Raw genomic sequence first — 22,233 nt, forward strand, 5'->3', positions numbered from 1 at the left:
ATAGTGACTGTATTGGATCAATGGCCATCCCGTCAATTATAGACGGATAGAATCAAAACCTCTCTGCCGAAGCAAGAATTCCAGGCATGATCTGAGATTGCATGTGGTATAATACTAAAAAAGGAATTTCAGGAGGTGCGTATTACTTCCTGCAGAAACGGAGAAAGGCAGTTCATTGATTTATGAGACCCCGACGATCCTGATGTGTCCCCCTGAATATTATGGGATTGAGTATGAAATCAATCCCTGGATGAGCCGCAGTCAGCAGAGCGATCTGCCGCTGGCTCGACAGCAGTGGGAGTCACTCTATCAACTGCTGCAGAGTCAGAATGCCAGCATCGAACTCATGACGCCGGTCAAAGGACTTCCCGATCTGGTCTTCACTGCCAATGCGGGTTTGATCTGGAAGGATCGTGTGTTTCTTTCGCTGTTTCGCCACGCAGCGCGTCAGGGAGAAACGCCCCTGGATCGCGACTGGTTTCAAAAAGCCGGATTTGAAACCATTGATATGCCCGAAGGTTTTTATTTTGAAGGTGCCGGCGATGCGTTATTCTGTGGCGATACCCTCTTTGCCGGCTATCTGATTCGCAGTGATGTCAGGGCGCTGCAGTGGGTTGCTGGAAAAATGAACTGTCGGGTGATACCTCTGCAACTGGTTGACGAATTTTATTATCACCTTGACACCTGCTTTTGTCCTCTGAGTGAAACAGAAGCCATCTACTATCCGCCCGCTTTCGACGAGTATGCACAACAGGCTTTAAAGGAGTATATCCCGCATCTGATCCCGGTAGTGAAAGCAGAAGCACAGCGGTTTGCCTGTAATGCAGTCGTGATTGGAGAAACCGTCGTCATGAATACCGGCTGTCCCCAGTTGGAAGCAGATTTACAGCAGCGGGGTTATCAGACCCTGAGCACACCGCTGGATGAATTCATCAAAGCGGGGGGCTCTGCCAAGTGCCTGACCTTAAGGCTGGATGGTGAGCGGGCGGCTGTTTGGCCTTGAAGGACCGTTATAGTTAAGCCGACTTGTTCGCGAAATGCCCGTCGATGTCGTTTCTCCCGGAAAGAAGCGGGTTCCGGTCGTCGCCAAAGTAGAATCTCGATTGAGGGAGATGTGTTTTAAGGGGACAGCGGGAGTGGACGCTTCAAAGGTTCCCTTGCCGGGAGAACGCAGGTTGACCTGAACTTCTCCCAACACATAAACATTCTGGTTATGTTCCGGGATTTGCGGAAAGAGCTTGATGATCCAGGTTTGATCCGATGCCTGACCGGTACCGAACTGATTTCCTGCACGGGGCGCTTGAACCAGAGGCGTCGTGGCACAATTGCGGGTCCACTGTCCCAGGGAAATCGTTTCCTGGGGGATTGCGGCAAAGTGTTGATCCCAAACTGGCAGCAGCATTTGTCGCTGACCGAATAACTGGATTTTCACATTTCCAGTTAATGCAGCAGGATTCCCCAGTTGGTCAAATCCCTGCAGTCGAACTGTCAGAGCGTTCCAGTCCGCTTTTCCCTGTGTATTCATGGGGGTTGCCTGAACGCTGATTTGAGTTAATTTCCCCAGCAGTGGTTCGTCGGCAGGTGCGGGAAGGAAATTTCCGGGAACAGGAACAGGTTCATAACCCAGCGCCTGTTGCGCTACAGTCGCACGCATCAGTCCCAGAGCATATCCGCGTTCCAGTGTTGGTACTCCATTCGGATAATACTGTTTCAAAAGAGGTTGGTAGGCACTCAGGGGGTCTTCGTGGACTCCGATGATGATTCCTCGACTACAGTCGGTATTGCAGGGGGCGATGAAAGTCTCTATTGGCTGTATGGGAACATGCAAAGGACTCTGATATACGGGAGCAGGCAGTTGGGAATATCGTTTGTGCTTATGGGAAGCGAACAGGACTGCCTGGTTCTGCTGGTATTGGGCCGCTGCCAGTTGAATCGTTTCCCGGTCATACTCGGAATGCTCGATCTTCAAGCGTTTGATGCTTTGGAGATAAATTGATCTGGGTTGTTGTCCTGCTTCTTCGAGAATCAGCGTTGAGTCGAGTCCCCACTGGATGTGGTCCACATGGATCGTGTTACCGGAGTTTAAGGTGATTTCGACATCAGCTCGGGTACTTAACGCTGAAAATAGAAAGAAAGCCCAAAAGAAGGCTAAGAAAGTAAGGTGACGTTGCATGACAATCCCCGCTTGAACAGACAGTCTCCGTCACTGTTTAATGACGAGATGAAGTGGGCCATAGGGAATGGAAAGGCAAACAACGCGCCCGAAGGGGGACGTGTCTCAGTCACAAAGGCCGGAAGCAGGGTTTTACCAGGCAGGAAGCGTGTTAGCAGAATAATGACAGTTGCAGGTGTTGTGGCTGATTCGATCCTGCGGATTCGAATGAGGTCCAGGCATAAAAGATTTTTTATTTAGTGGAGACATCCCACAGAAGTCAGCTTCTTGTTTCAATTTATGAACATCATTTCCAGGTCGATGTCTTAATGTCTTAACAAAATTCAATTTAAGATGTGAAGGTTAAGGAATACAACGTTACGCACGGAGAGTCAGATTTCCCTTCAGAATGGGGGGTTTTGACATTCTGAGCCTGCGAGATTACACAAAGTCTGCTGAATATGGCACTTAGACCCCTGGAATCCCGCAAACAATCTTGCGAATATGCTTGACAGCAAGGAAAGAAAGCGTGATGATCATGCAATACCGGGGACTTGTGGTCCTCATTCAAATTGATGTTAGTCTATCGGGAATATCTGTTTAGATAATTTCTTTTTCAGGCTCAACGCGTATAATTTGATACTTGATTCAATTCGTTTTATGATCGATTCCGATCGGGCCAGGCAGTCGTCGATACTCTAAATCTTCGATAATGGATTCACAGGGAATTCATGTGCCTACGTCGGATTTTATCTTTTTAGAAGAGGGTGGGCTGGAATTATGGCAGCTGGTCACCGTCGTGTTGACATCGAGGAAGTTTCAGATGTCACCATTGCAAAATTTATTGACAAGAAAATTCTTGATGAAGGAAATATCCAGATCATCGGGACCCAGTTATTTGGACTTGTTGATGAAGATGGACGCAAGAAGATCATTCTTGACTTTTCCAACGTCGAATATCTTTCCAGTGCTGCACTGGGTAAGCTGATTACGCTGGATAAAAAGGTCAAAAAGGCAAAAGGTAAATTGAAGCTGTGTTCAATTCGTCCTGATATTTATGAGGTTTTTGCCATTACGAGACTGAATCAACTGTTTGACATCGCCGAAACACAGGAGGCGGCTCTTGAAGGTTTTTAACTTTGGTTCGGTAATTGCAGTTTCATGTGCTGTCTGCAACGACCATTCCTCAGTGAAGATTCTTAGAGAACAATGATTGTGAGGGGTTCAGATAGGGAAGTAAGTTGTGAAAAACAACCTTCTCATTGTAAGTCTGGATGCTCTTTAAATTTAGTTACTGGATAAACACCAGAAATCGTGTGTTGGCCAAATTCATGTCATCGGACGAACACTTTGAAGTAACGATTCCCAGTGATACCTCGGAAGGTCAGGCTGTACAGGCCCGAATCGTCGAGGCTCTGGAGGTACGTGAATACCCGGAGAAAGATGTCTTCTCGGTGCGTCTTGCGCTGGAAGAGGCTTTAGTTAATGCGATTAAACATGGTAATCGCATGTCTCCAGATAAAAGTGTCGAGATCAACTGCTGGATCAGCGATGAGCGGGTTCGCGTTGAAATCCAGGACGAAGGAGAAGGGTTCGACCGCAGTCATGTCCCTGATCCAACACTGCTGGAGAACCTGGAACGTCCCTGTGGCAGAGGGATTATGCTCATGGGAGCCTTCATGAATCTCATTGAATATAATGAACAGGGAAACAAAGTCATCCTCGAAAAGATTAAAGGAGTTTCCCCCAAGCCACCAGACACCGAAGCTGAGTAAGTCAAAACAGTTACTATTCTTACAAGCCGGCAAAATTCTCAAATATTTTGCCAGAACCCCAGCGGTTCCTGTTTAACATCGGTTGACTTCATACATTTCTCACAATATGTTATACGCACAATGAGGTTGGGATCTGCTCCTAATCACAGAACTAATCCTCGATAGCTCAATCGGTAGAGCGAGCGGCTGTTAACCGCTAGGTTGTAGGTTCGAGTCCTACTCGAGGAGCTTGTTTTCTCAGGAAGCTCAATTCAATCAGGCCCGATATCGCATTATCGATATCGGGCCTGATTTGTTTCATCTCAGCAAAACTCACTAAAAACGGAGCGTACCATCCCCTTCCGTGCGTGAATTGCAAGCCCCCTCCCCAAAAACGAGAAAGACCAGGATTTCCCAAATTTTCTGTTTTGAATCACAGAAATCAGGTTGCTTTATTTTGGGATTTTCAATACCAAACGCTAGCTTTGATAACTGTTTGTATGTCTGGAAGCTTCATATTGAAGACCGAATGCAAAAGTAGTCCAGAGAATAGGTGTTTTCATTTCAATTGCAAGAACGCCCTCTTGTCTTGGATTTTTACATTATTGTCTACAGAAGTATGGGGATGAAGTATGTCGAGAAAAGGTATTGTTTTAGCAGGAGGTACAGGAACACGGCTCCATCCTGTGACAAAAGTAATTTCGAAACAACTTCTCCCGATCTACGATAAACCGATGATTTATTATCCGCTGTCATCGTTGATGCTGGCGGGGATCAAAGAGATTCTGATCATTTCCACTCCGCATGATCTTCCAATGTTTCAGGATTTGCTGGGTAGTGGCGAACAGTGGGGAGTCCGGTTTGAATATGCAGAGCAACCTTCGCCCGATGGACTTGCTCAGGCTTTCCTGATTGGTGAAGACTTTATCGGCACCGATGATGCCTGCCTGATTTTAGGTGACAATATCTTTTACGGGCATGGGTTTACTGAAAGTCTGAAATCAGCAGCCGGGCGAGAATCCGGTGCCACAGTTTTTGGTTACCAGGTGCACGATCCGGAACGCTTTGGTGTAGTGGAATTTGACAGTGAACAACGTGCGATTTCCATCGAAGAAAAGCCTGCCAAACCCAGGTCCAATTTTGCCGTCACCGGGCTGTATTTTTACGACAATGAAGTGATCGAAATCGCTAAGAATGTGAAGCCTTCTGCGCGAGGCGAGTTGGAGATTACATCTGTCAACAACGCCTATCTGGAACGGGGCGGCTTGAACGTCGAGTTGCTCGGTCGCGGTCATGCCTGGTTCGATACGGGGACTCACGAAAGTCTGCAGGAAGCCAGTCATTTCTTTCAGACCATCGAAAAAAGGCAGGGGTTGAAAATCGCCTGTCTGGAAGAAATTGCGTACCAGAAAGGCTGGATTACGAAAGATCAATTAAAGAGCCAGGCAGATCAGCTTGGGAAGACCAACTATGGTCAATATCTCATGCGAATTGTAGATGATCTTTCACACAAATAGTAATTCTTATATAAATCACTGCTCTAAGTGATTCACTGGAGCTTGAAGGGGAATCCCCTCAAGGTTGGGGGAGAGCATGAAGCCACTCCTCCCGGTTCTGATTATTCATGATCCTTACTGAATGAAGTATGCTGACAGGATGTTAAAAACGAATTTACTGCAAGAGCCAAAGTCTGAGAGGCACTGAAATGAATCCTTACAATTCAGTGTCAATTGCACCTCGGCAATTGTTAAAAAGTCTGGTGATCAACCGTCGATTGATTTACCAGATGTCGAAACGAGAGGTGATAGGCAGGTACCGTGGATCGGTACTGGGGCTGGCGTGGTCGTTTTTTAACCCTCTGATCATGCTGGTTGTTTATACCTTTGTTTTCAGCATCGTCTTCAAAGCGCGCTGGCAAACCGGTTCTGACAGCAAAACGGAATTTGCGCTGGCACTGTTTATTGGCATGATTGTGCATGGTTTACTTGCAGAATGCGTCAATAGAGCACCCAGCCTGATTGTGGGAAATGTAAATTATGTCAAGAAAGTCATTTTCCCACTGGAGGTACTGCCCTGGATTGCGATGGGAGCCACGCTCTTTCACACACTGATTAGTCTGGTGGTCTGGGGGCTGTTTTTTGTTCTCGTGAATCAGACATTTTACTGGACCGCGTTGTTTCTGCCGCTGCTGTTCTTACCGCTGATCCTGTTTACGATGGGGATGACCTGGTTTCTTGCCTCATTCGGCGTCTATTTGCGGGATGTGGGGCAGATCACGGGCGTGTTTACCATGGTCCTGCTCTTTATGTCACCTGTTTTTTATCCGATCTCAAACCTGCCCGAACGCATTCAACCTTTGATGTATGCCAATCCGCTGACATTTATTATCGAACAATCGCGTGCTGTTTTAATGTGGGGACAGTTCCCAAACTGGGGAGGAGTTTGTATTTCATTCGTCATCAGTGCAGTTGTGGCCTGGTTAGGTTTCGCCTGGTTCCAGAAAACACGTAGAGGTTTTGCTGATGTACTCTGACGCTGGCGCAAAGCAAGCCGTGGCAATCAGTCTGGAATCGGTCAGTAAATCGTTCCAGATCTATGAAAAACCCCATCACCGGTTAATGCAGGGATTGTTCAGAGGGAAAAAACAGTTTTACCGGGAATTCAAAGCGGTTAGTAATATCTCGTTTGAAATTCCTCAAGGCGAGACTGTCGGAATCATTGGTCGTAACGGAGCAGGGAAGTCTACATTGCTGCAGATGATTTGTGGCACCATGACTCCCACAAGTGGAACGGTACAAATAAATGGCCGGGTTGCAGCATTGCTGGAACTGGGATCCGGTTTCAATCCAGAATTTACCGGCCGGGAAAACGTGTACATGAATGGAGCGATTCTGGGTTTGACTCGTGATGAAGTCGAGAATCGCTTTGATGATATCATCGCCTTTGCTGAGATTGGTGATTTTATAGATCAACCGGTCAAAACTTATTCCAGTGGTATGTATGTAAGACTGGCCTTTGCAGTGATTGCCCATGTAGACGCCGATATTCTGATCATCGATGAAGCGTTATCAGTAGGAGATGCGCTCTTTACACAAAAATGTATGAGGTTTATTCGCTCGTTTAAGGAACAGGGGACTTTATTGTTTGTCAGCCACGACATGGGGTCAGTCTTGTCCTTATGCGAAAAAGCGGTATGGCTTGAAAAAGGAATTGTAAAAAGCAGCGGCGAAGCTAAACAGGTTTCCGAAGAGTATCTGCAGTATACCCTGCAGGAAACTTATCACGATGAGGCTTCGCTTGTTTCTACAAAACCTGAACGACAACAGAAGCAGGAAAGTCCGCAGGCTCAGAACTCGGTCTCAACTAAGAAGAAAATATCGTCAGTAGCTGCCTATGAAAGTGAATGCAAAGTCACCAGCAATATCTCAAATTCATCCGGGTGGAAAACCGGTGAGGCAGAGATCGTCGCTGTGACATTAGAGGATTTAAATTCCGATTCGGAAGGCGCCCTGTTTAAAGGGGGAGAGCAGGTAAAACTGTCCATTTATGCAAAAACATATAAGGATCTTGAGAATCCCATTTTAGGTTTTGTCGTCAAAGACCGTTTAGGGCAGGACCTGTTCGGGGAGAATACACTTCCTGAAACAAATCAGAATCCGATTTCCTTTCGGGCAGGTGAAACACTTTTGGGGGAATTTACATTTATGTTGCCAATGCTCCCCAATGGAGAATATGCCGTTATGGCATCAATTGCAGACGGTAATCTTTATGAAAATATCCAACACCATTACCTGCACGATGCACTCTTGATCAATGTCTCGTCAAGCACAATTCGGTGGGGGCTTGTCGGTATTGCGTTTGAAAATATATCTTTAAGGAAAGATTAATGACAAAAAAATCACTTCAGGATATCTATAAGAACCATGAAGGCAAAGTGTCAGATAAATGGACCCTCTATATTTCAGAGTATGAGCGGTTATTTGCTGAATATCGAACGGTTCCTGTTCGATTGCTAGAAATTGGAATTCAAAATGGTGGCTCATTAGATATCTGGTCAAAATATTTTGATACGCTGAAAAAAGCGGTTGGCTGTGAAATCAATCCAGATAGCGGCAAGTTGAGATATGAGAATCCCAATGTGATGGTCGTGATTGGCGATGCAAATGAAGATCCGACAGAACAGGAAATATTAGAGCAGTGCCAGTCGTTTGAAATCATTATTGATGATGGCTCGCATAAGTCCAGTGATATTATCGCTTCTTTTAATCGCTACTTTCCCTACCTGGAAAACAATGGTGTGTATGTCGCGGAAGACTTGCACTGCAGTTATTGGAATGAATTTGGAGGAGGTTTATTTGACCCCTTTTCCTCCATGGCTTTCTTCAAACGCCTGGCTGATATCATCAATCATGAGAGCTGGGGCATTGATAAAAATCGGGTTGATCTCCTGCAAAGCTTTGAAGAGCATTATCAGCTTTCATTTAGTGAAGACATCCTGAGAACAATCCATTCCATCGAGTTCATGAATTCGATGTGTGTGATTCACAAAGCCTCGCCAGAGCAAAATCTCCTTGGCGAGAGAATCATTACGGGGCAATCGGATGAAGTTCTTTCACTGAGTAATATGCCTCGCGATTTCGAGAATTTTGTGCCGGATGAATCCACCAACAAGTGGTCAACCCTGACACTCGGTATGGAACTGACATTAAGTTCCAAACTAAAAGAGATCGATCAACTGAAGGAAAAAACTTCAACTTATGAAGCAGAAATTGAAAATTTAAAGCAAGCAAATACGGATTTAAATCAATTGGTTCAGAATCTTGTAAGCAGCCATTCCTGGTTGATCACAAGACCACTCAGAGGCTTTGGGCGTGCAGCCCGTTCATTGAAGAAGCTGATCGATCCCCGCAGATATCAGGACATGAGCACTAATTATAATGTATGGAGCAGAGTGACTGGATTGAAAGAAGCCGAGGGAATCCTGTCGCGTCTCCCGGATTTAGAGGCTCCTTTGATTTCAATTATTTTGCCTACCTATAATACGAATGAGAAAATTCTTCGCTCCTGTATCGAGTCTGTTCTGGCACAGACATATTCTAATTGGGAACTTTGTATTGCAGACGATGCGTCGACAAAAAGTCGTGTCCGCGAAGTAATTAATGAATATTCCAAACAGGATTCAAGAATCAAATTCGTATTTAGACCTGAAAATGGCCATATATCAGAGGCGATGATCAGTGCAGCGGAACTGATGGAAGGGGACTATATCTCGTTCCTGGATCACGATGATGAACTCAATAAAAATGCCCTGTTATTCATTGTTGATGCGATAAACCGATCTCCTGAATCAGAGTTCTTTTACTCAGATGAAGATCACATCAATAAACATGGTAAACATCAGAGTCCATTCTTTAAGCCTGACTGGTCTCCCTCTCTACTGTATTCACAAAATTACATTGGCCATTTCTTGTGCTTGTCGAAATCGTTATATGAGCGGATTGGTGGCATTCGAAGAGGCTTTGATGGTGCTCAGGACTATGATCTGGTGTTAAGGGCCGGTGATGCGGCAAAAAATGTGTATCATATTCCTAAGGTACTTTATCATTGGAGAGAGCACGAAAATTCTACTTCAAGCAATTCTGAATGTAAGCCGTACGCACATGAGGCAGGCAAAGCGGCGGTTGCTGATTTTCTCAAACAGAAATACAGTTCCAGACTGATTGATGTCTGTGATGGTGAAGGGCTCTTTACCTATTCACCAAAATTCCGGTTTGACAGCGAACATCGGGTTTCAATTATTATACCAACCAAAGACAAAATTGATTTGCTGGATGACTGTATCGAGTCAATCAGAAGTCGGTCTTCGCATCTCAACTGGGAAATTATTATTGTTGACAACCGCTCGGAAGAAGCTGCGTCCCAAGAATATTTTTCCACAGTTGTGCAGGACAGCAGGATTAATGTCGTACAGGCTGATGTAGAGTTCAACTGGTCGATGATAAATAACATTGGGGCGCAAGCCGCTACCGGTGATGTATTTGTGTTTTTAAATAACGACACATTAGTCATTACATCAGACTGGATCGAAAAACTGGCTTCCTGGGCCAGCTTACCTGAAGTTGGCTTAGTCGGCCCTCAATTACTTTATGAGGACAATACAATTCAACATGCAGGCGTTGTTGTCGGCATGGGAGGTTGGGCCGATCATGTATTCAAGAATCAGCCACCTGTTCATCGTTCAAGTCCGTTTGTTTCTCCTATGCTCAATCGAAATGTGCTGGCTATTACGGGTGCATGCCAGGTAATCGAACGAGCGAAGTTCGAACAACTGGGTGGATTTGATGAACAGTTCATTATCTGTGGCAGTGACGTCGACATCTGCATTCGCGCTCATCAACAGGGGCTACAGACTGTCTACTGTGCTGATGCAGCTTTGCACCACCTGGAATCGAAAAGCCGATCCTCGTTCATTCCCAAACAGGACTTTCTCATGTCCGAAATCAGATATGCTCCCTATCGAAAGGAAAAAGGCGATCCTTATTACAATGAGAATCTCGACTTGATGTCAACAGTGCCCAGGATGCTGACGAATGCTTAAGTGGTTTCTCAAAACAGGCCTGAAGAATAGATATCTCTATGATCTTGCCAAGCAGGTTCACCAGGAATCGTCTACCCGGGTGAGTCTGAATCAGGATATCCAGATTCCCGAAATTACACCGTTTGAATTTCAATCGAGTAAGTTAAAGGGAAAACGAATCAACTTACTGGTACCCGCGCTCTCCGAAAAGCATATTTTCGGCGGGATCGCGACGGCCCTGCGCCTGTTTCGAGAAATGATCAAAGCGTTTCCTTCTGTCAGAATCATCGTTACAGACGAAGCCTCAGTCATACTGCCTGAAAATGAATTCTTTTCAGACTGGACTGTGAAAGAAGTCGATACGGAAGATTCAGAAGGAAACTCAATTGTCGTCTCTGGGAATCGCTACGGAAAAACGCTTCCGATTCGCGAAGAAGATTACTTTGTGGCTACTGCCTGGTGGACTGCCTTCAATGCGTTCAGAGCGATGGAGTGGCAACAGGAAGCATATTCGACACCAAAACGAAAAATGACTTATCTTGTTCAGGACTTCGAACCAGGATTTTATCCCTGGTCGACAAGATTTGCTCTCGCCGATTCCACTTATCGCCATCCGGAACTGACAATTCCGGTTTTCAATACAGGGCTACTGTTCGACTTTTTTAAACAGCAGAATTATCAATTTGAGCAGGCCTATTACTTTGAGCCCAAGTTTAACCCGGTTCTCAATGACTGGAGAGGGAAAAAAGGGGATGCGGCCAAGAAGAAACAAATTCTGGTGTATGGAAGACCCAGTGTTGAACGTAATCTGTTTCCCCTGATTGTGCAGACGATTGCAATCTGGAGTCAAAAATACAGCAACGCAGCCGAGTGGGAAGTGATTTCCGCGGGGGAATGCCACGATGACATTCCTGTGAATGCGACAACAGTACTTAAGTCGGTGGGAAAAGTTTCTTTAGAAGAGTATGCCACTATTTTATCGGAAACTTCCATTGGTGTTTCCCTGATGCTTTCTCCCCACCCGAGTTACCCACCTCTAGAAATGGCCATGTATGGTGTGAAGGTGGTTACCAATAAATATGCCAATAAAGACCTGTCACAGCTCAGCCCACTGATCAAATCCGTTGATTCACTGGATCCGAATGTGCTGGCTGATCAACTGATCGAACTTTGTGAATGCCGATCGACTGAAATCAAGACAGGTCTTGAGTTAAAAGATGCCTGCGATGAGCGATGTGAATCATTATTTAATCAGGGAACCGGTCCCGAGTTCGAATTTGTTCACGAACTGATTCAGCAAATGTAAAAATCAACGGGAAGTGAATTGAGCCGACTGGAAATGAAGTGCTCAATCATTAGCCTGTATCAATTATCGATCGATTACTTATGGCATCGAAATTCGACTCATCTGATTCTGTGGTTTCTATCGTAGTGACCTACTTTCCCGATCCGGGGGGATTGAAAAATCTGTTAGCAGAATTGAGCCATCAAACAGATACCGTCATTACTGTAGATAACAGCAATGACCAGAACACACTGGCCATGATATCTGAGTGTATTCCTGAGAATGGTATATTAATCGATCAGAAAGAAAACTCTGGTATCGCTGCTGCAATTAATTGCGGAATCAGGCAGGCGCAAAAGCAGAACGCCGGCTATGTCGTGTTGTTTGATCAGGACAGTCTGCCCGGCCCGGGGATGATCCAGACCCTGCATTCTGAATTACAGAGACATGCTCAATCGGGTGATAAAATTGCCGCCGTCGGACCGAAATATAATGATATTAAAGGCGAGCTCAAATCGCCTTTTGTCCGACTGGATGGCAGAAAACTGTTAAGGGTAGATTGTGCAGAAGATGAAGTCGTCCAGGTGGATCATCTCATTTCCTCGGGTTGCTTAATTTCGATGGCTGCTTTGCAGGACATCGGCGAGATGGAAGAAGAACTGTTTATCGATTATGTTGACACAGAGTGGTGTTTAAGAGCGATTAACAAAGGTTACTTGCTGTATGGTGTCGGGGCGGCTCAGATGCAACACAGCCTGGGCGATCAATTGACAACATTGTTCGGGCGATCTCATCCAGTACGTGGTTCACTGCGATATTACTATCTGATTCGAAATGGGATCTGGGTTTTACGTCGCCCCTGGATTTCACAATCCTGGCGAATTATGGATCGACGGCGATTGTTGCTTATCTATATCGGTTGTTCATTATTTCTCGGAACTCGATTTGCTAACTGGAAAATGATGACCAAAGGAATCTGGCATTCTTTAACTGGAAAAATGGGGAAGTATCAATAATGATCCTGGCTAACTTTGCGGTAATGAGCGATTCTTTAAAAATTACTCCTTTGAGTAAGAATACGAACTCGATCATTTTATCCAAAAAAACAAAATTCCTGAATCTATATCTTGCGTCTGTTAGTTTGCTGGTTTTTTTAACGACGCTCTGGGGGATATATTCAAATTATTCGCCAGTCCCTTTTTGGGATATGTGGGATGGTGGAATTAATTTTTATTTGCACGTTCTGGATCAGGATCACTCAGTCTGGTTAGCCCAACATCTGGAACACCGAATCTTAATACCAAAGATGTTATTCTGGTTAGACATGAAGTTTTTCAACGGAATAGGTGTGTTTCTGTTGTGGATGCAACTGATTATACAACTTGGAACTGCATCTGTATTTATTGCCGTTGTTTCTAAGAAAATAAAATCAGACCCCAATAAAATAGCAATTTACTCATTCATACTCTGCCTGTTATTTTCATGGGTTCAAAATGAAAATTTTACATGGACTTTTCAGAGCTCATTCTTGTTGGTCTATATGTTTTCAATTTTAGCTTTTGAATGTATGGGAAGATTCTCAAGCTCAAACAATAAGAATTATTTTGTGTGTGCCCTCTTATGTGGATGTGCTGCAACTTTTTCAATGGCAAATGGACTTTTAGTATTTCCCTTATTGTGCATTCAGGCCCTTATTCTACGCGCTTCCAAACTATCGATCCTTGGGATTATTGTATCAGGGGTTTTTGTTACTTCGAGCTATTTTTATGACTACCATAAGATTCAGTGGCAAGAAACTTCTTCATTTGAAAATATCTTAATGCACCCGTTGTTTGTAATTCAGTTTATGCTTACTTATTTAGGTTCACCATTTGCACCCGTATTGAGGAACTTACATTTTGTCACAGCAGCTGGTTTTTTGTTTATGGGTATGACTGTGGCTTCCTTTTATCTTATTGTGAAAAAGCGGAATCTGAATACAGTAAATCTAACACTAGCTGTTTTTCTGCTCTTCATCCTTGGAACCGCATTTGTTACAGCAGCTGGAAGAATCCATTTTGGTCTTGGTGGAGCAGTAGTAAGTCGCTATACAACTCCTGCTTTTCAAGGATGGGTTACTTTAGTTCTGATTGGTTTCCTCAATCGCGCGATACTTCCAAACGTTTTCTTTAGGTTTGTAAAAGGGACTATGATTTGTGCTCCCTTACTATTACTACCTCCGCAATTAACAGCTTTTGACGATCATTCTAAAACGCTTTTTGATCGAAAGATGGTCATTCTAGGTTTGGCACATCAACATTACGATGCTGAATATGTCGAACAGATTTATCCCAATAAAGAAATAATGCTAAATCTCAGGGACCAGTTGGTTGATAAACGTCTTACGGCTTTTTCATCAGATTGGATAAAATATGAGTACGATAAGATCCCTTTAGATTCAATTCAAGTTGAACCATGCATGGGAGATATAGAAGCAACTGAAGTCTTTTATTCAGAAAATTCTTCAGCTTATCGTGTGTATGGTTGGGTGTGGGATCCGAAAACAAAGACCGTTCCTGAAATAATTCTATTGGTAGATGAAGAATTTAATACTGTCGGTTATGGACTCAGTGGGAAACCACGGGTTGACATTGCTTCTACCAATTCAGGGAGCCCTCTTAATACCGGTTGGATCGCATATGTTGACAAACAAAACTATAAAGGGCGGCTTTCCGCATATGCATTGACTGATTTAGGTTTATTACGAATTCCGGGCAACCCAATAAATATAGATGATGTAATCAGAGTGTCGAATGTTTCTAAATGGGACGGCGAGTCACCTTCAGAATATAGACTTGTTAATAATGAATGGAAAGAAGGGGCAGTTCCTCCACAAGCCAGTATCAGTGAAAATCTAAAAGTATATGGCTCTTGGGTGAATGGAGACGAGTCTGAGGGAAAGATTGAACTTGAGATTCAACCTACCAAAGATTCAGTAAATTTAATTTATATGACCGGACCTGATGCAAATTTCCAAGAAATCAGATTTTATAGCAAGGACGAACTTTTACTGGATCGAATTAATTTGCCAGACACGAAGCAGGAGTGGAATAAAATTACTCTGCGATTGAATACAGATGAAATAATCAAAGTTGTCCTTGTTGATGATGGAAACTCCTGGGGGCAATGGTGTGCACTGATGGCTCCCCAAAATGCTGCTTTAGCCACGGGACTTTCTGGTAACTGAGAGAAAAGATCTTATTAACCTCTCAGTTTCTGATGATTAACAAATCGAATCTAAAATCAGCTGATAAAAGGCTCCATCGCTTTCAAATGGATAAGGTGAGAGAAGCACAACAAGGGTCTTCTTTTATTAATGTTGATCGTTACAACTTGTTTTCTTGTTTAAGAAATTCGATGTCTCCCCGTTAAGTACTTCACTATGTTTTTAAAAGAACAATCAAAAATAATAAACTTCTATATATCAGTTGTTGGATTATTCATTTTCATGACAACTCTTTGGGGAGTCTCTACGCATTTCTCCCCGGTTCCTTTCTGGGATATGTGGGACGGATATTTACGGTTCTATTTACAGATCTTGAATCACGATCATTCCGCCTGGTTACAGCAGCATAATGAACACAGAATCTTTATGTCCCGCATTATGTTCTGGATTGATATCAGGTTTTTCAACGGTACTGGGGCTTTTCTTCTGTGTGTCAACTTACTGATCCAGTTGGGAACCGCGTGTGTTTTCTCATCGATTATTTCAAAGAGAATGAAATCGGACCCCTATAAATATGCCATTCACCTTTTTCTGATTTGTCTGCTTTACTCATGGGTCCAGAATAACAATTTTACCTGGGCATTTCAGAGCCAGTTCTTATTCGTTTATATGTTCTCACTATTATCATTCTGGAACCTGGGTCAGTATTCCACTGAGAAGAAAGTGTTTTACCTGGTTTGTTCTCTGCTCTCTGCCTGCTGTGCGGCATTTTCGATGGCAAACGGACTTTTAGTCTTCCCTCTCCTGTTCGTTCAGGCTTTATTTCTCCGCACTTCAAAGCGGTCTCTACTGGCGATCATGGTAGTAGCCCTGGGAATATTTGCAGTTTATTTTAACAATTACCAAAAACCTTCGGGGCACGCCTCTTCGGTAGACAGTCTGTTACAGCACCCGTTTCTGGTAATACAGTTCATGTTTACGTTTTTAGGTTCGCCCTTTAATTCAGCGTTAAAAAATATCCATTGCGTGACAGCCGCTGGTGTTTTGTTGATGTCGGGAGCCGGCAGCTACTTGTATTTCATTATAAAGAAACGCAATCTTGACAGTGTGAATCTGACATTATTTACTTTCCTCCTGTTCATCTTCGGGACAGCTCTTGCGACAGCCACAGGCAGGATCAATTTCGGTCCCCAGGCCGCCATGGAAAGTCGCTATACTACACCTGCATTAATGGGGTGGATCACATTTATTATCATTGGTTTTGTAAACCAGATCACTGTTCCCAAATTCTTCTTCCAGGCGATGAAAGTGGCTTTGATCTGCGTTCCCCTGCTATTACTGCCGCCACAACTAAAAGCGTTTGAAGATTTCTCCGGGACGGCCTTCACTAGAAAACTGGCGGCCTTTGGGTTGGCCCGTCATCACTATGATGAAAGCTATGCCCGGCAGGTGTATCCCTTTAAAGAGGTCTTATTGGACATTGTAGATCAATCACTGGATAAACAGCTATCAGTCTTTGGTACTGACTGGTTCCAATACGACCACGAGAAGCTTTCGACTGATTCCATTTCAAAAAAAAACTGCATGGGCAATATGGAAAGTGTGAGGCCTTTTCAATCAGGTTCTACAATTGCGTATCGAGTCAAAGGCTGGGTCTGGGACCCTCAAACAAAATCGGTTCCTGAATATATTGTTCTGACAGACAGCAGTCATCAGGTTGTGGGGTTGGGAATAAGTGGCGAACCACGCCCCGATGTCACAGCGGCGATAGAAGGCCACCCCACCAATACGGGCTGGCGCGCTTACGTGGACAAGTCCAGTATCAAGGGCCCCATTTATGCTTTTGCGCTAACCGATTCCGGAATACTACCTGTGCCTGGAAAACCGATCGAACTGGCAGAGAATACACTCATCGCAGGTATCTCAGACTGGGATGGCAAACCACCTTCAAAGTTTAAAATTCTGAATTCGGATTGGACCGAAGGAAAGCTGCCGCCGCATGTGAAGGTGGATGATCCAAACCAGGTTTTAACATCCGGAAGTCAGGGTGATGAGTTCGAAGGAAAGGTTGAGATTGAATTTGAACCTGATCACGAACCCATCAATATCACTTACATGACCGGACCAGATTCTACGGCACAGAAAATTCAAGTATTCGATTCCGATGGGAAGTTATTAACACAGTTTGAAATCCCTGAAAGTACGCATCGCTGGTCTAATATCAGATTTGATCTGAATGCTCAGGAAAAAGTCAAGGTAGTCGTATCTGACCAGGGAAAATCCTGGGGGCAATGGTCTGTCCTGTTAATTCCATAAAACCAGAAATCATTGATCACTTTATTTAGAACTTGTGGTACAAAATGATGGGAGAAGTAAACAGCGAGGGCATTTTGGTCTCAGTCATTATCGTCAACTATAACTCGGGTGAGAAATTGGCCCTGTGCGTTGGTTCGATTTTTGAGACCAACTCACATACAGAGGTCGTGATCGTTGATAACGCTTCGTCTGACAACAGTCTTGCAGAGTTGAACTCCCGCTTTCCTGATGACCCCCGCATTCAATTCGTTCAAAATCAGGAGAACCTTGGTTTTGCAGTGGCCTGTAATCAGGGGGCGCGTCTCGCAGGGGGAGAGTATCTGCTGTATCTGAATCCCGACTGTAAGTTGCATGATAATGCGATCACAATCATGATTGATTGCTTAAACGATAATCCCAAAGCCGGAATGGTGGGGGGGCAGATATTGAACAGTGATGGTTCAGAGCAGGTCGGCGGGCGACGCACAGTTCCCACTCCCTGGCGAACCCTCGTCCGTGTCTTCCGATTGTCTTTTCTCTCGAAACGTTACCCCGGCCTTTTTTCTGACTTTAATTTGCATCAACAGCCTTTGCCAGATCAGCCGATTGAAGTGGAAGCCATTTCTGGAGCCTGCATGCTGGTTCCTCGAAAAGTCTACGAACAAGTGGGCGGACTGGATGAGAATTACTTTCTACACTGCGAAGATTTAGACTGGTGTATGAGTTTTCGTCAGCAGGGATGGAACGTGATGTTTGTTCCCGATGCTAAAATATCTCATTTTCAGGGAGCTTGTAGCCGTTCGCGGCGCGTGTTTGTGGAATGGTACAAACACAAAGGGATGCTGCGCTTTTACAGAAAGTATTTTCGCCATCAGTATCCGGGAGTACTGATGTGGCTGATCGCGTTTGGAGTCTGGCTTCGATTCGGTTTGCTCGCCTGCTACTTCTCAATACGACAATTTTTAAGATGGATAAAATATGCCCGGACATGAATCGCTGTCGGTTAGGTTCGTATCAGACATTAAAAGTATCTTTTTATGGCTGGTCGAATCGGAGCAGTAGAGTCTATTTTGCATTTCTAAATCAGGCCGTGAAGAGATTCAATATTCAATATTTCCTTGTCAGGTATTCCCTCTGGAAGTAAGACATTAGAAATATAAAAATCTTCATTTTACTCTAAATCGCTCAGTTGTTTGGCTTTTGGTGCCCGGGTGATTCGAAGTAGGGACAAAAACAAGTATTCTGTCTCGCTCTATAAATCTGAAAATCCTACATGGACTAAAGTGATTCAGTGAACCAACAGCTGGATTTATGCGCGAAGTGAGAAAGATATTGTGTTGTTCGCTTGAATACAGAAATATTTTTCAATCAAAGTAGCCTGAGCCAGAATATGCCTAAATATGAGACCAGAATTGGTCTTTTATGATTTTATTAATATCAGTAATATCCTGACTCAAATGAAATGAATGAGATCTGTTAAACAGATGTCTGTTATCCAAATCAGTTTTCCTTTGAGCTCAAAACTGCTTCTGAGAAACAATTGCTGTTTCTGGAAAATCTAGCGGTTTATGGCTGTATTAAAACGATTTAAATTCTGAATTATGATCGAACACAAAACTATCGTTGTGACTGGTGGTGCCGGCTTTGTTGGCTCCAGCATCATTCATGCCCTGCATCAACAGACGGATTCACGCATTATCGCATTTGATAACTTGCGTCGGCGTGGCAGTGAACTGAACCTGGAACGTTTTAAAGATTTAGGAGTGGAATTTATCCACGGGGATGTGAGACTGCCCAGTGACTGGGAATCTTTACCTGCCTTTGATCTTCTGATTGACTGTTCTGCAGAACCTTCCGTGCATCAGGGAACAACCGGCAGCGGTTGGCCACTCATCGAAAATAATCTGGTTTCTACTGCCCATTGCCTGGAAGCAGCCAGAAAGCATAACGCGGCGCTCATGTTATTGAGCACCAGTCGAATCTATCCCATTGAGACACTGGAAAGCTTAGCCTGGGAAGAACGGGAGACCCGTTACGAATGGTTAGACGACCAGGCGGTTCCAGGCGTCAGTTCCCAAGGGGTGACGGAGTCTTTTCCACTACCAGGGGCACGATCCTTATATGGGGCTACCAAGCTGGCCAGCGAGTATTTACTCCAGGAATATCATTACCTGCACAACATGCCTGTCATGGTCAATCGGTGTGGTGTACTTGCCGGGCCGTGGCAAATGGGCAAGGTCGATCAGGGAGTCGTTTCGCTATGGGTGGCACGACATTATTTTGAAAAGCCACTTTGTTACAAAGGCTTTGGTGGTACAGGGAAGCAGGTTCGTGATGTCTTGCACATTGACGATTTCACAGATCTACTGTTAAAGCAGCTCCAGCACAAAGAGCTGTGGAATGCCAAACCTTACAATGTTGGCGGTGGGCGCGAAGCTTCGACTTCACTACTCGAATTGACAAAACTATGCCAGGAAATTACGGGACGATCAGTCCCCCTCTCAAAAAAGGAAGAAACATCTTCTGTCGATCTCCGTATTTATTTAACTGATAACTCTCGCGTCAATCAGGATTTTAGCTGGAAGCCTCAACGCAAAATGAAGGATACGGTTGAATCGATCTATAACTGGATAGATCAAAGTCCTCCAGGCCTGCAGAAAATATTGGGTTAACCAGTGGCACTCAGATTAAATCTTCTGCTGTATCTCGTATCACCAGTAATCTTTACGCATAAGTGAATAGTCCGTTTTTTCAAGAGGTTTCATTATGTTGCTGTCGGTTGTAATTCCAGCTTATAACGAAGAAAAAAACATTGGCGCGACAATTCACGCATTAGTCAGTGAGTTGGACAGGAATGAGATTTCATTCGAAATAGTTGTCGCCAATGATAACAGTAAGGACCGAACTGAAGCGGTACTGCAGGAACTGTCCGCAGATGACGCACGGGTGCGCTATATCAACTGTTCGCCGCCGAATGGCTTCGGACGCGCGATTCGTACGGGGCTGAGTGCAGCACGCGGAGATTACATTGTGGTCTATATGGCAGACCTGTCCGATCATCCTGATGACGTTGTGGCCTACTACAGAAAACTGGAAGAGGGTTATGACTGTGTCTTTGGATCACGATTCATTGAAGGCAGTAAGGTTGAGGATTATCCTCGCGTTAAATATGTCGTCAACAGGATCGTCAATTATTCACTGAAGTGGTTGTTCTGGTGTAAATACAATGACTTGACCAATGCTTTCAAAGGTTATCGTCGCGAAGTGATTGAAGCCTGCGGACCGTATTGTGCAAGCCACTTTAATATTACAGTTGAGATGTCTCTGTCCGCGCTCGTTAGAAATTACACAATTGCACAGGTGCCCATTAAGTGGTCGGGACGAACATGGGGAGTCTCCAATCTGCGTTTGACTGAAATGGGAAGGCGTTATCTCAGTACCTTTATTAAGATATTTGCAGAACGTATCTTGATTCTGGATGATGTTATTGCTGAGAAACTTGCCTCAAAAAGAACAGTTCTAAAGAACGAAGAAATTCTGAATTATCGACTGTTCAATCTGGAAGGAGAAGTTCAGGAAGTCGCTTCTCGTCTTGAGAAAATTGAAAGAAATGACAAAATCAGGAAGGCGGCCTAATGACTTTCAACCGAAGTTCTCGGAGATGATGAAAGTGAGGCAATCTATGAGGCAGGCATCCTTTTGGTGAAAAAGAATGGGATTCATTCTCTAGCTTCATTGTGTAAAGCAGGAAGCAGATAAGACTGATTAGAATAAAAGAAAGTAGAACCTTGACAAAAAAAATGTTAGTAACAGGATCAAGTGGCCTGATTGGATCAGAGGCCGTTACTTATTTTGACCAGCGAGGATGGGAAGTTGTTGGCGTTGACAACAACATGCGCGCTGAATTTTTTGGGCAGGCGGGTGATACCAGCTGGTCATTAAAACGTTTGCAGGACGGAACTAAAAATTTCCGCCACTTAAATCTCGACATTCGCAATGTTGACAGCATTATGGATCTGTATCAAACAGAAAAGTTCGATGCCACCGTACATTGTGCAGCCCAGCCTTCTCACGATAAAGCGAGAGATTTCCCTTTAACCGACTTTTCCGTCAATGCGGTCGGGACGATTAACCTGCTGGAGGCAAATCGCCTTCACAGTCTGGAAAGTCCCTTTATCACAATGAGTACCAACAAGGTTTATGGCGACGCTCCTAACGAAATCAAACTGAAAGAATTAGAAACCCGCTGGGAATACGATGATCCTGCATTCGCAAATGGAATTGATGAATCAATGCGAATTGACGCATCAAAACACTCTATTTTTGGAGCATCAAAAGTAGCAGCCGACGTGATGGTTCAGGAATATGGCCGCTATTTTGACATGCCTACCTGTTGTCTGCGGGGGGGCTGCCTGACGGGCCCGAATCACTCCGGAGTAGAACTGCACGGCTTCCTCAGTTTTCTCGTAAACTGTAATCTGCAGGAACGGGAATATACTGTATTTGGATACAAGGGCAAGCAGGTGCGGGATAACATCCATTCGCTGGATGTGATCCGCTTTATTGAACAATTCATTGAAAAGCCTCGATCTGCAGCCGTATACAATATTGGTGGTGGAAAACAGAACAGCCTGTCCATCCTGGATGCATTTAATCGTGTCAGTGAATTGACTGGAAAAGAAATGCGCTGGAAATATTCCGACGAAAATCGGTCCGGCGATCATATCTGCTATTATTCTAATCTGGATCACATGAAAAGTGATTATCCGGAATGGGGAATCACAAAATCACTCGATGACATTTTTTCAGAAGTGGTTCAATCCTGGAAGCAGCGCGCGTGAAAGTGATTCCCGATGGGTGGTCATATACCATGTTCTCAGGGGGTATTTCAACCGCTCACCGATATTATGTACAAGAATCTAAAATGGAAAAAAATATATGATTTCCTTTTTGCGATACTAACAT

16 protein-coding genes and 1 tRNA gene are annotated in these 22,233 nt (G+C 44.3%); 16 read left to right on the top strand and 1 reads right to left on the bottom strand.

What is annotated here, in order from left to right; genetic code table 11:
- Positions 1–175: 175 nt before the first annotated feature.
- Entirely contained in the window at positions 176–1,003 is an 828-nt protein-coding gene (locus tag ACN0YH_RS20115; RefSeq protein WP_417381379.1) for a dimethylarginine dimethylaminohydrolase family protein, read from the top strand.
- Here ACN0YH_RS20115 and ACN0YH_RS20120 read toward each other — a convergent pair.
- Complete coding sequence (locus ACN0YH_RS20120; RefSeq protein WP_417381380.1) at positions 965–2,173, bottom strand: hypothetical protein; 1,209 nt, start codon at positions 2,171–2,173, stop codon at positions 965–967. The two genes, ACN0YH_RS20115 and ACN0YH_RS20120, sit on opposite strands and share 39 nt — an antisense overlap.
- Positions 2,174–2,932: 759 nt before the next feature.
- Between ACN0YH_RS20120 and ACN0YH_RS20125 the strand changes: the two genes are divergently transcribed.
- From ACN0YH_RS20125 to ACN0YH_RS20195, 15 genes are all read left to right on the top strand, one after another.
- Positions 2,933–3,289, top strand: coding sequence for an STAS domain-containing protein (locus tag ACN0YH_RS20125; protein WP_002647021.1), 357 nt, complete (start codon positions 2,933–2,935; stop codon positions 3,287–3,289).
- 179 nt (positions 3,290–3,468) lie between these two features.
- Positions 3,469–3,927 (top strand): ATP-binding protein, encoded by a 459-nt coding sequence (locus tag ACN0YH_RS20130; protein ID WP_417381381.1) that lies wholly within the window; start codon positions 3,469–3,471, stop codon positions 3,925–3,927.
- A gap of 155 nt (positions 3,928–4,082) precedes the next feature.
- A tRNA-Asn gene (locus ACN0YH_RS20135) sits at positions 4,083–4,155 on the top strand.
- A gap of 383 nt (positions 4,156–4,538) precedes the next feature.
- The gene (rfbA, locus tag ACN0YH_RS20140) at positions 4,539–5,423 is read left to right on the top strand and encodes a glucose-1-phosphate thymidylyltransferase RfbA (protein WP_417381382.1); all 885 of its coding nucleotides are present in this window, start codon (positions 4,539–4,541) and stop codon (positions 5,421–5,423) included.
- Positions 5,424–5,611: 188 nt separating this feature from the next.
- The gene (locus ACN0YH_RS20145; protein WP_417381383.1) at positions 5,612–6,439 is read left to right on the top strand and encodes an ABC transporter permease; all 828 of its coding nucleotides are present in this window, start codon (positions 5,612–5,614) and stop codon (positions 6,437–6,439) included.
- Positions 6,429–7,793 carry an ABC transporter ATP-binding protein gene (locus ACN0YH_RS20150; protein WP_417381384.1) on the top strand — a complete coding sequence of 455 codons (1,365 nt, stop codon included), beginning with the start codon at positions 6,429–6,431 and terminating at the stop codon, positions 7,791–7,793. Before ACN0YH_RS20145 ends, ACN0YH_RS20150 begins: the two co-directional genes overlap by 11 nt.
- On the top strand, positions 7,793–10,504 hold the full coding sequence (locus ACN0YH_RS20155; RefSeq protein WP_417381385.1) for a glycosyltransferase family 2 protein: 2,712 nt from the start codon (positions 7,793–7,795) through the stop codon (positions 10,502–10,504). Before ACN0YH_RS20150 ends, ACN0YH_RS20155 begins: the two co-directional genes overlap by 1 nt.
- A complete protein-coding gene (locus tag ACN0YH_RS20160) occupies positions 10,497–11,789 on the top strand; it encodes a hypothetical protein (RefSeq protein WP_417381386.1) in 1,293 nt (430 codons plus the stop codon). Before ACN0YH_RS20155 ends, ACN0YH_RS20160 begins: the two co-directional genes overlap by 8 nt.
- An 80-nt stretch (positions 11,790–11,869) precedes the next feature.
- The gene (locus tag ACN0YH_RS20165) at positions 11,870–12,784 is read left to right on the top strand and encodes a glycosyltransferase family 2 protein (RefSeq protein WP_417381387.1); all 915 of its coding nucleotides are present in this window, start codon (positions 11,870–11,872) and stop codon (positions 12,782–12,784) included.
- Positions 12,784–14,994 carry a hypothetical protein gene (locus ACN0YH_RS20170; protein ID WP_417381388.1) on the top strand — a complete coding sequence of 737 codons (2,211 nt, stop codon included), beginning with the start codon at positions 12,784–12,786 and terminating at the stop codon, positions 14,992–14,994. Before ACN0YH_RS20165 ends, ACN0YH_RS20170 begins: the two co-directional genes overlap by 1 nt.
- 753 nt (positions 14,995–15,747) lie before the next feature.
- On the top strand, positions 15,748–17,289 hold the full coding sequence (locus ACN0YH_RS20175; RefSeq protein ID WP_417381389.1) for a hypothetical protein: 1,542 nt from the start codon (positions 15,748–15,750) through the stop codon (positions 17,287–17,289).
- Between the two features lie 44 nt (positions 17,290–17,333).
- Positions 17,334–18,260 carry a glycosyltransferase family 2 protein gene (locus ACN0YH_RS20180; RefSeq protein WP_417381390.1) on the top strand — a complete coding sequence of 309 codons (927 nt, stop codon included), beginning with the start codon at positions 17,334–17,336 and terminating at the stop codon, positions 18,258–18,260.
- Positions 18,261–18,869: 609 nt separating this feature from the next.
- Positions 18,870–19,940, top strand: coding sequence for an NAD-dependent epimerase/dehydratase family protein (locus tag ACN0YH_RS20185; protein ID WP_417381391.1), 1,071 nt, complete (start codon positions 18,870–18,872; stop codon positions 19,938–19,940).
- 94 nt (positions 19,941–20,034) lie between these two features.
- The gene (locus ACN0YH_RS20190) at positions 20,035–20,904 is read left to right on the top strand and encodes a glycosyltransferase family 2 protein (RefSeq protein ID WP_417381392.1); all 870 of its coding nucleotides are present in this window, start codon (positions 20,035–20,037) and stop codon (positions 20,902–20,904) included.
- A 164-nt stretch (positions 20,905–21,068) separates the two neighbouring features.
- On the top strand, positions 21,069–22,109 hold the full coding sequence (locus tag ACN0YH_RS20195; protein WP_417381483.1) for an NAD-dependent epimerase/dehydratase family protein: 1,041 nt from the start codon (positions 21,069–21,071) through the stop codon (positions 22,107–22,109).
- Positions 22,110–22,233 lie beyond the last annotated feature (124 nt).

The organism is Gimesia sp., assembly GCF_048262075.1.
In the GTDB taxonomy this organism is placed as follows: Bacteria; Planctomycetota; Planctomycetia; order Planctomycetales; family Planctomycetaceae; genus Gimesia.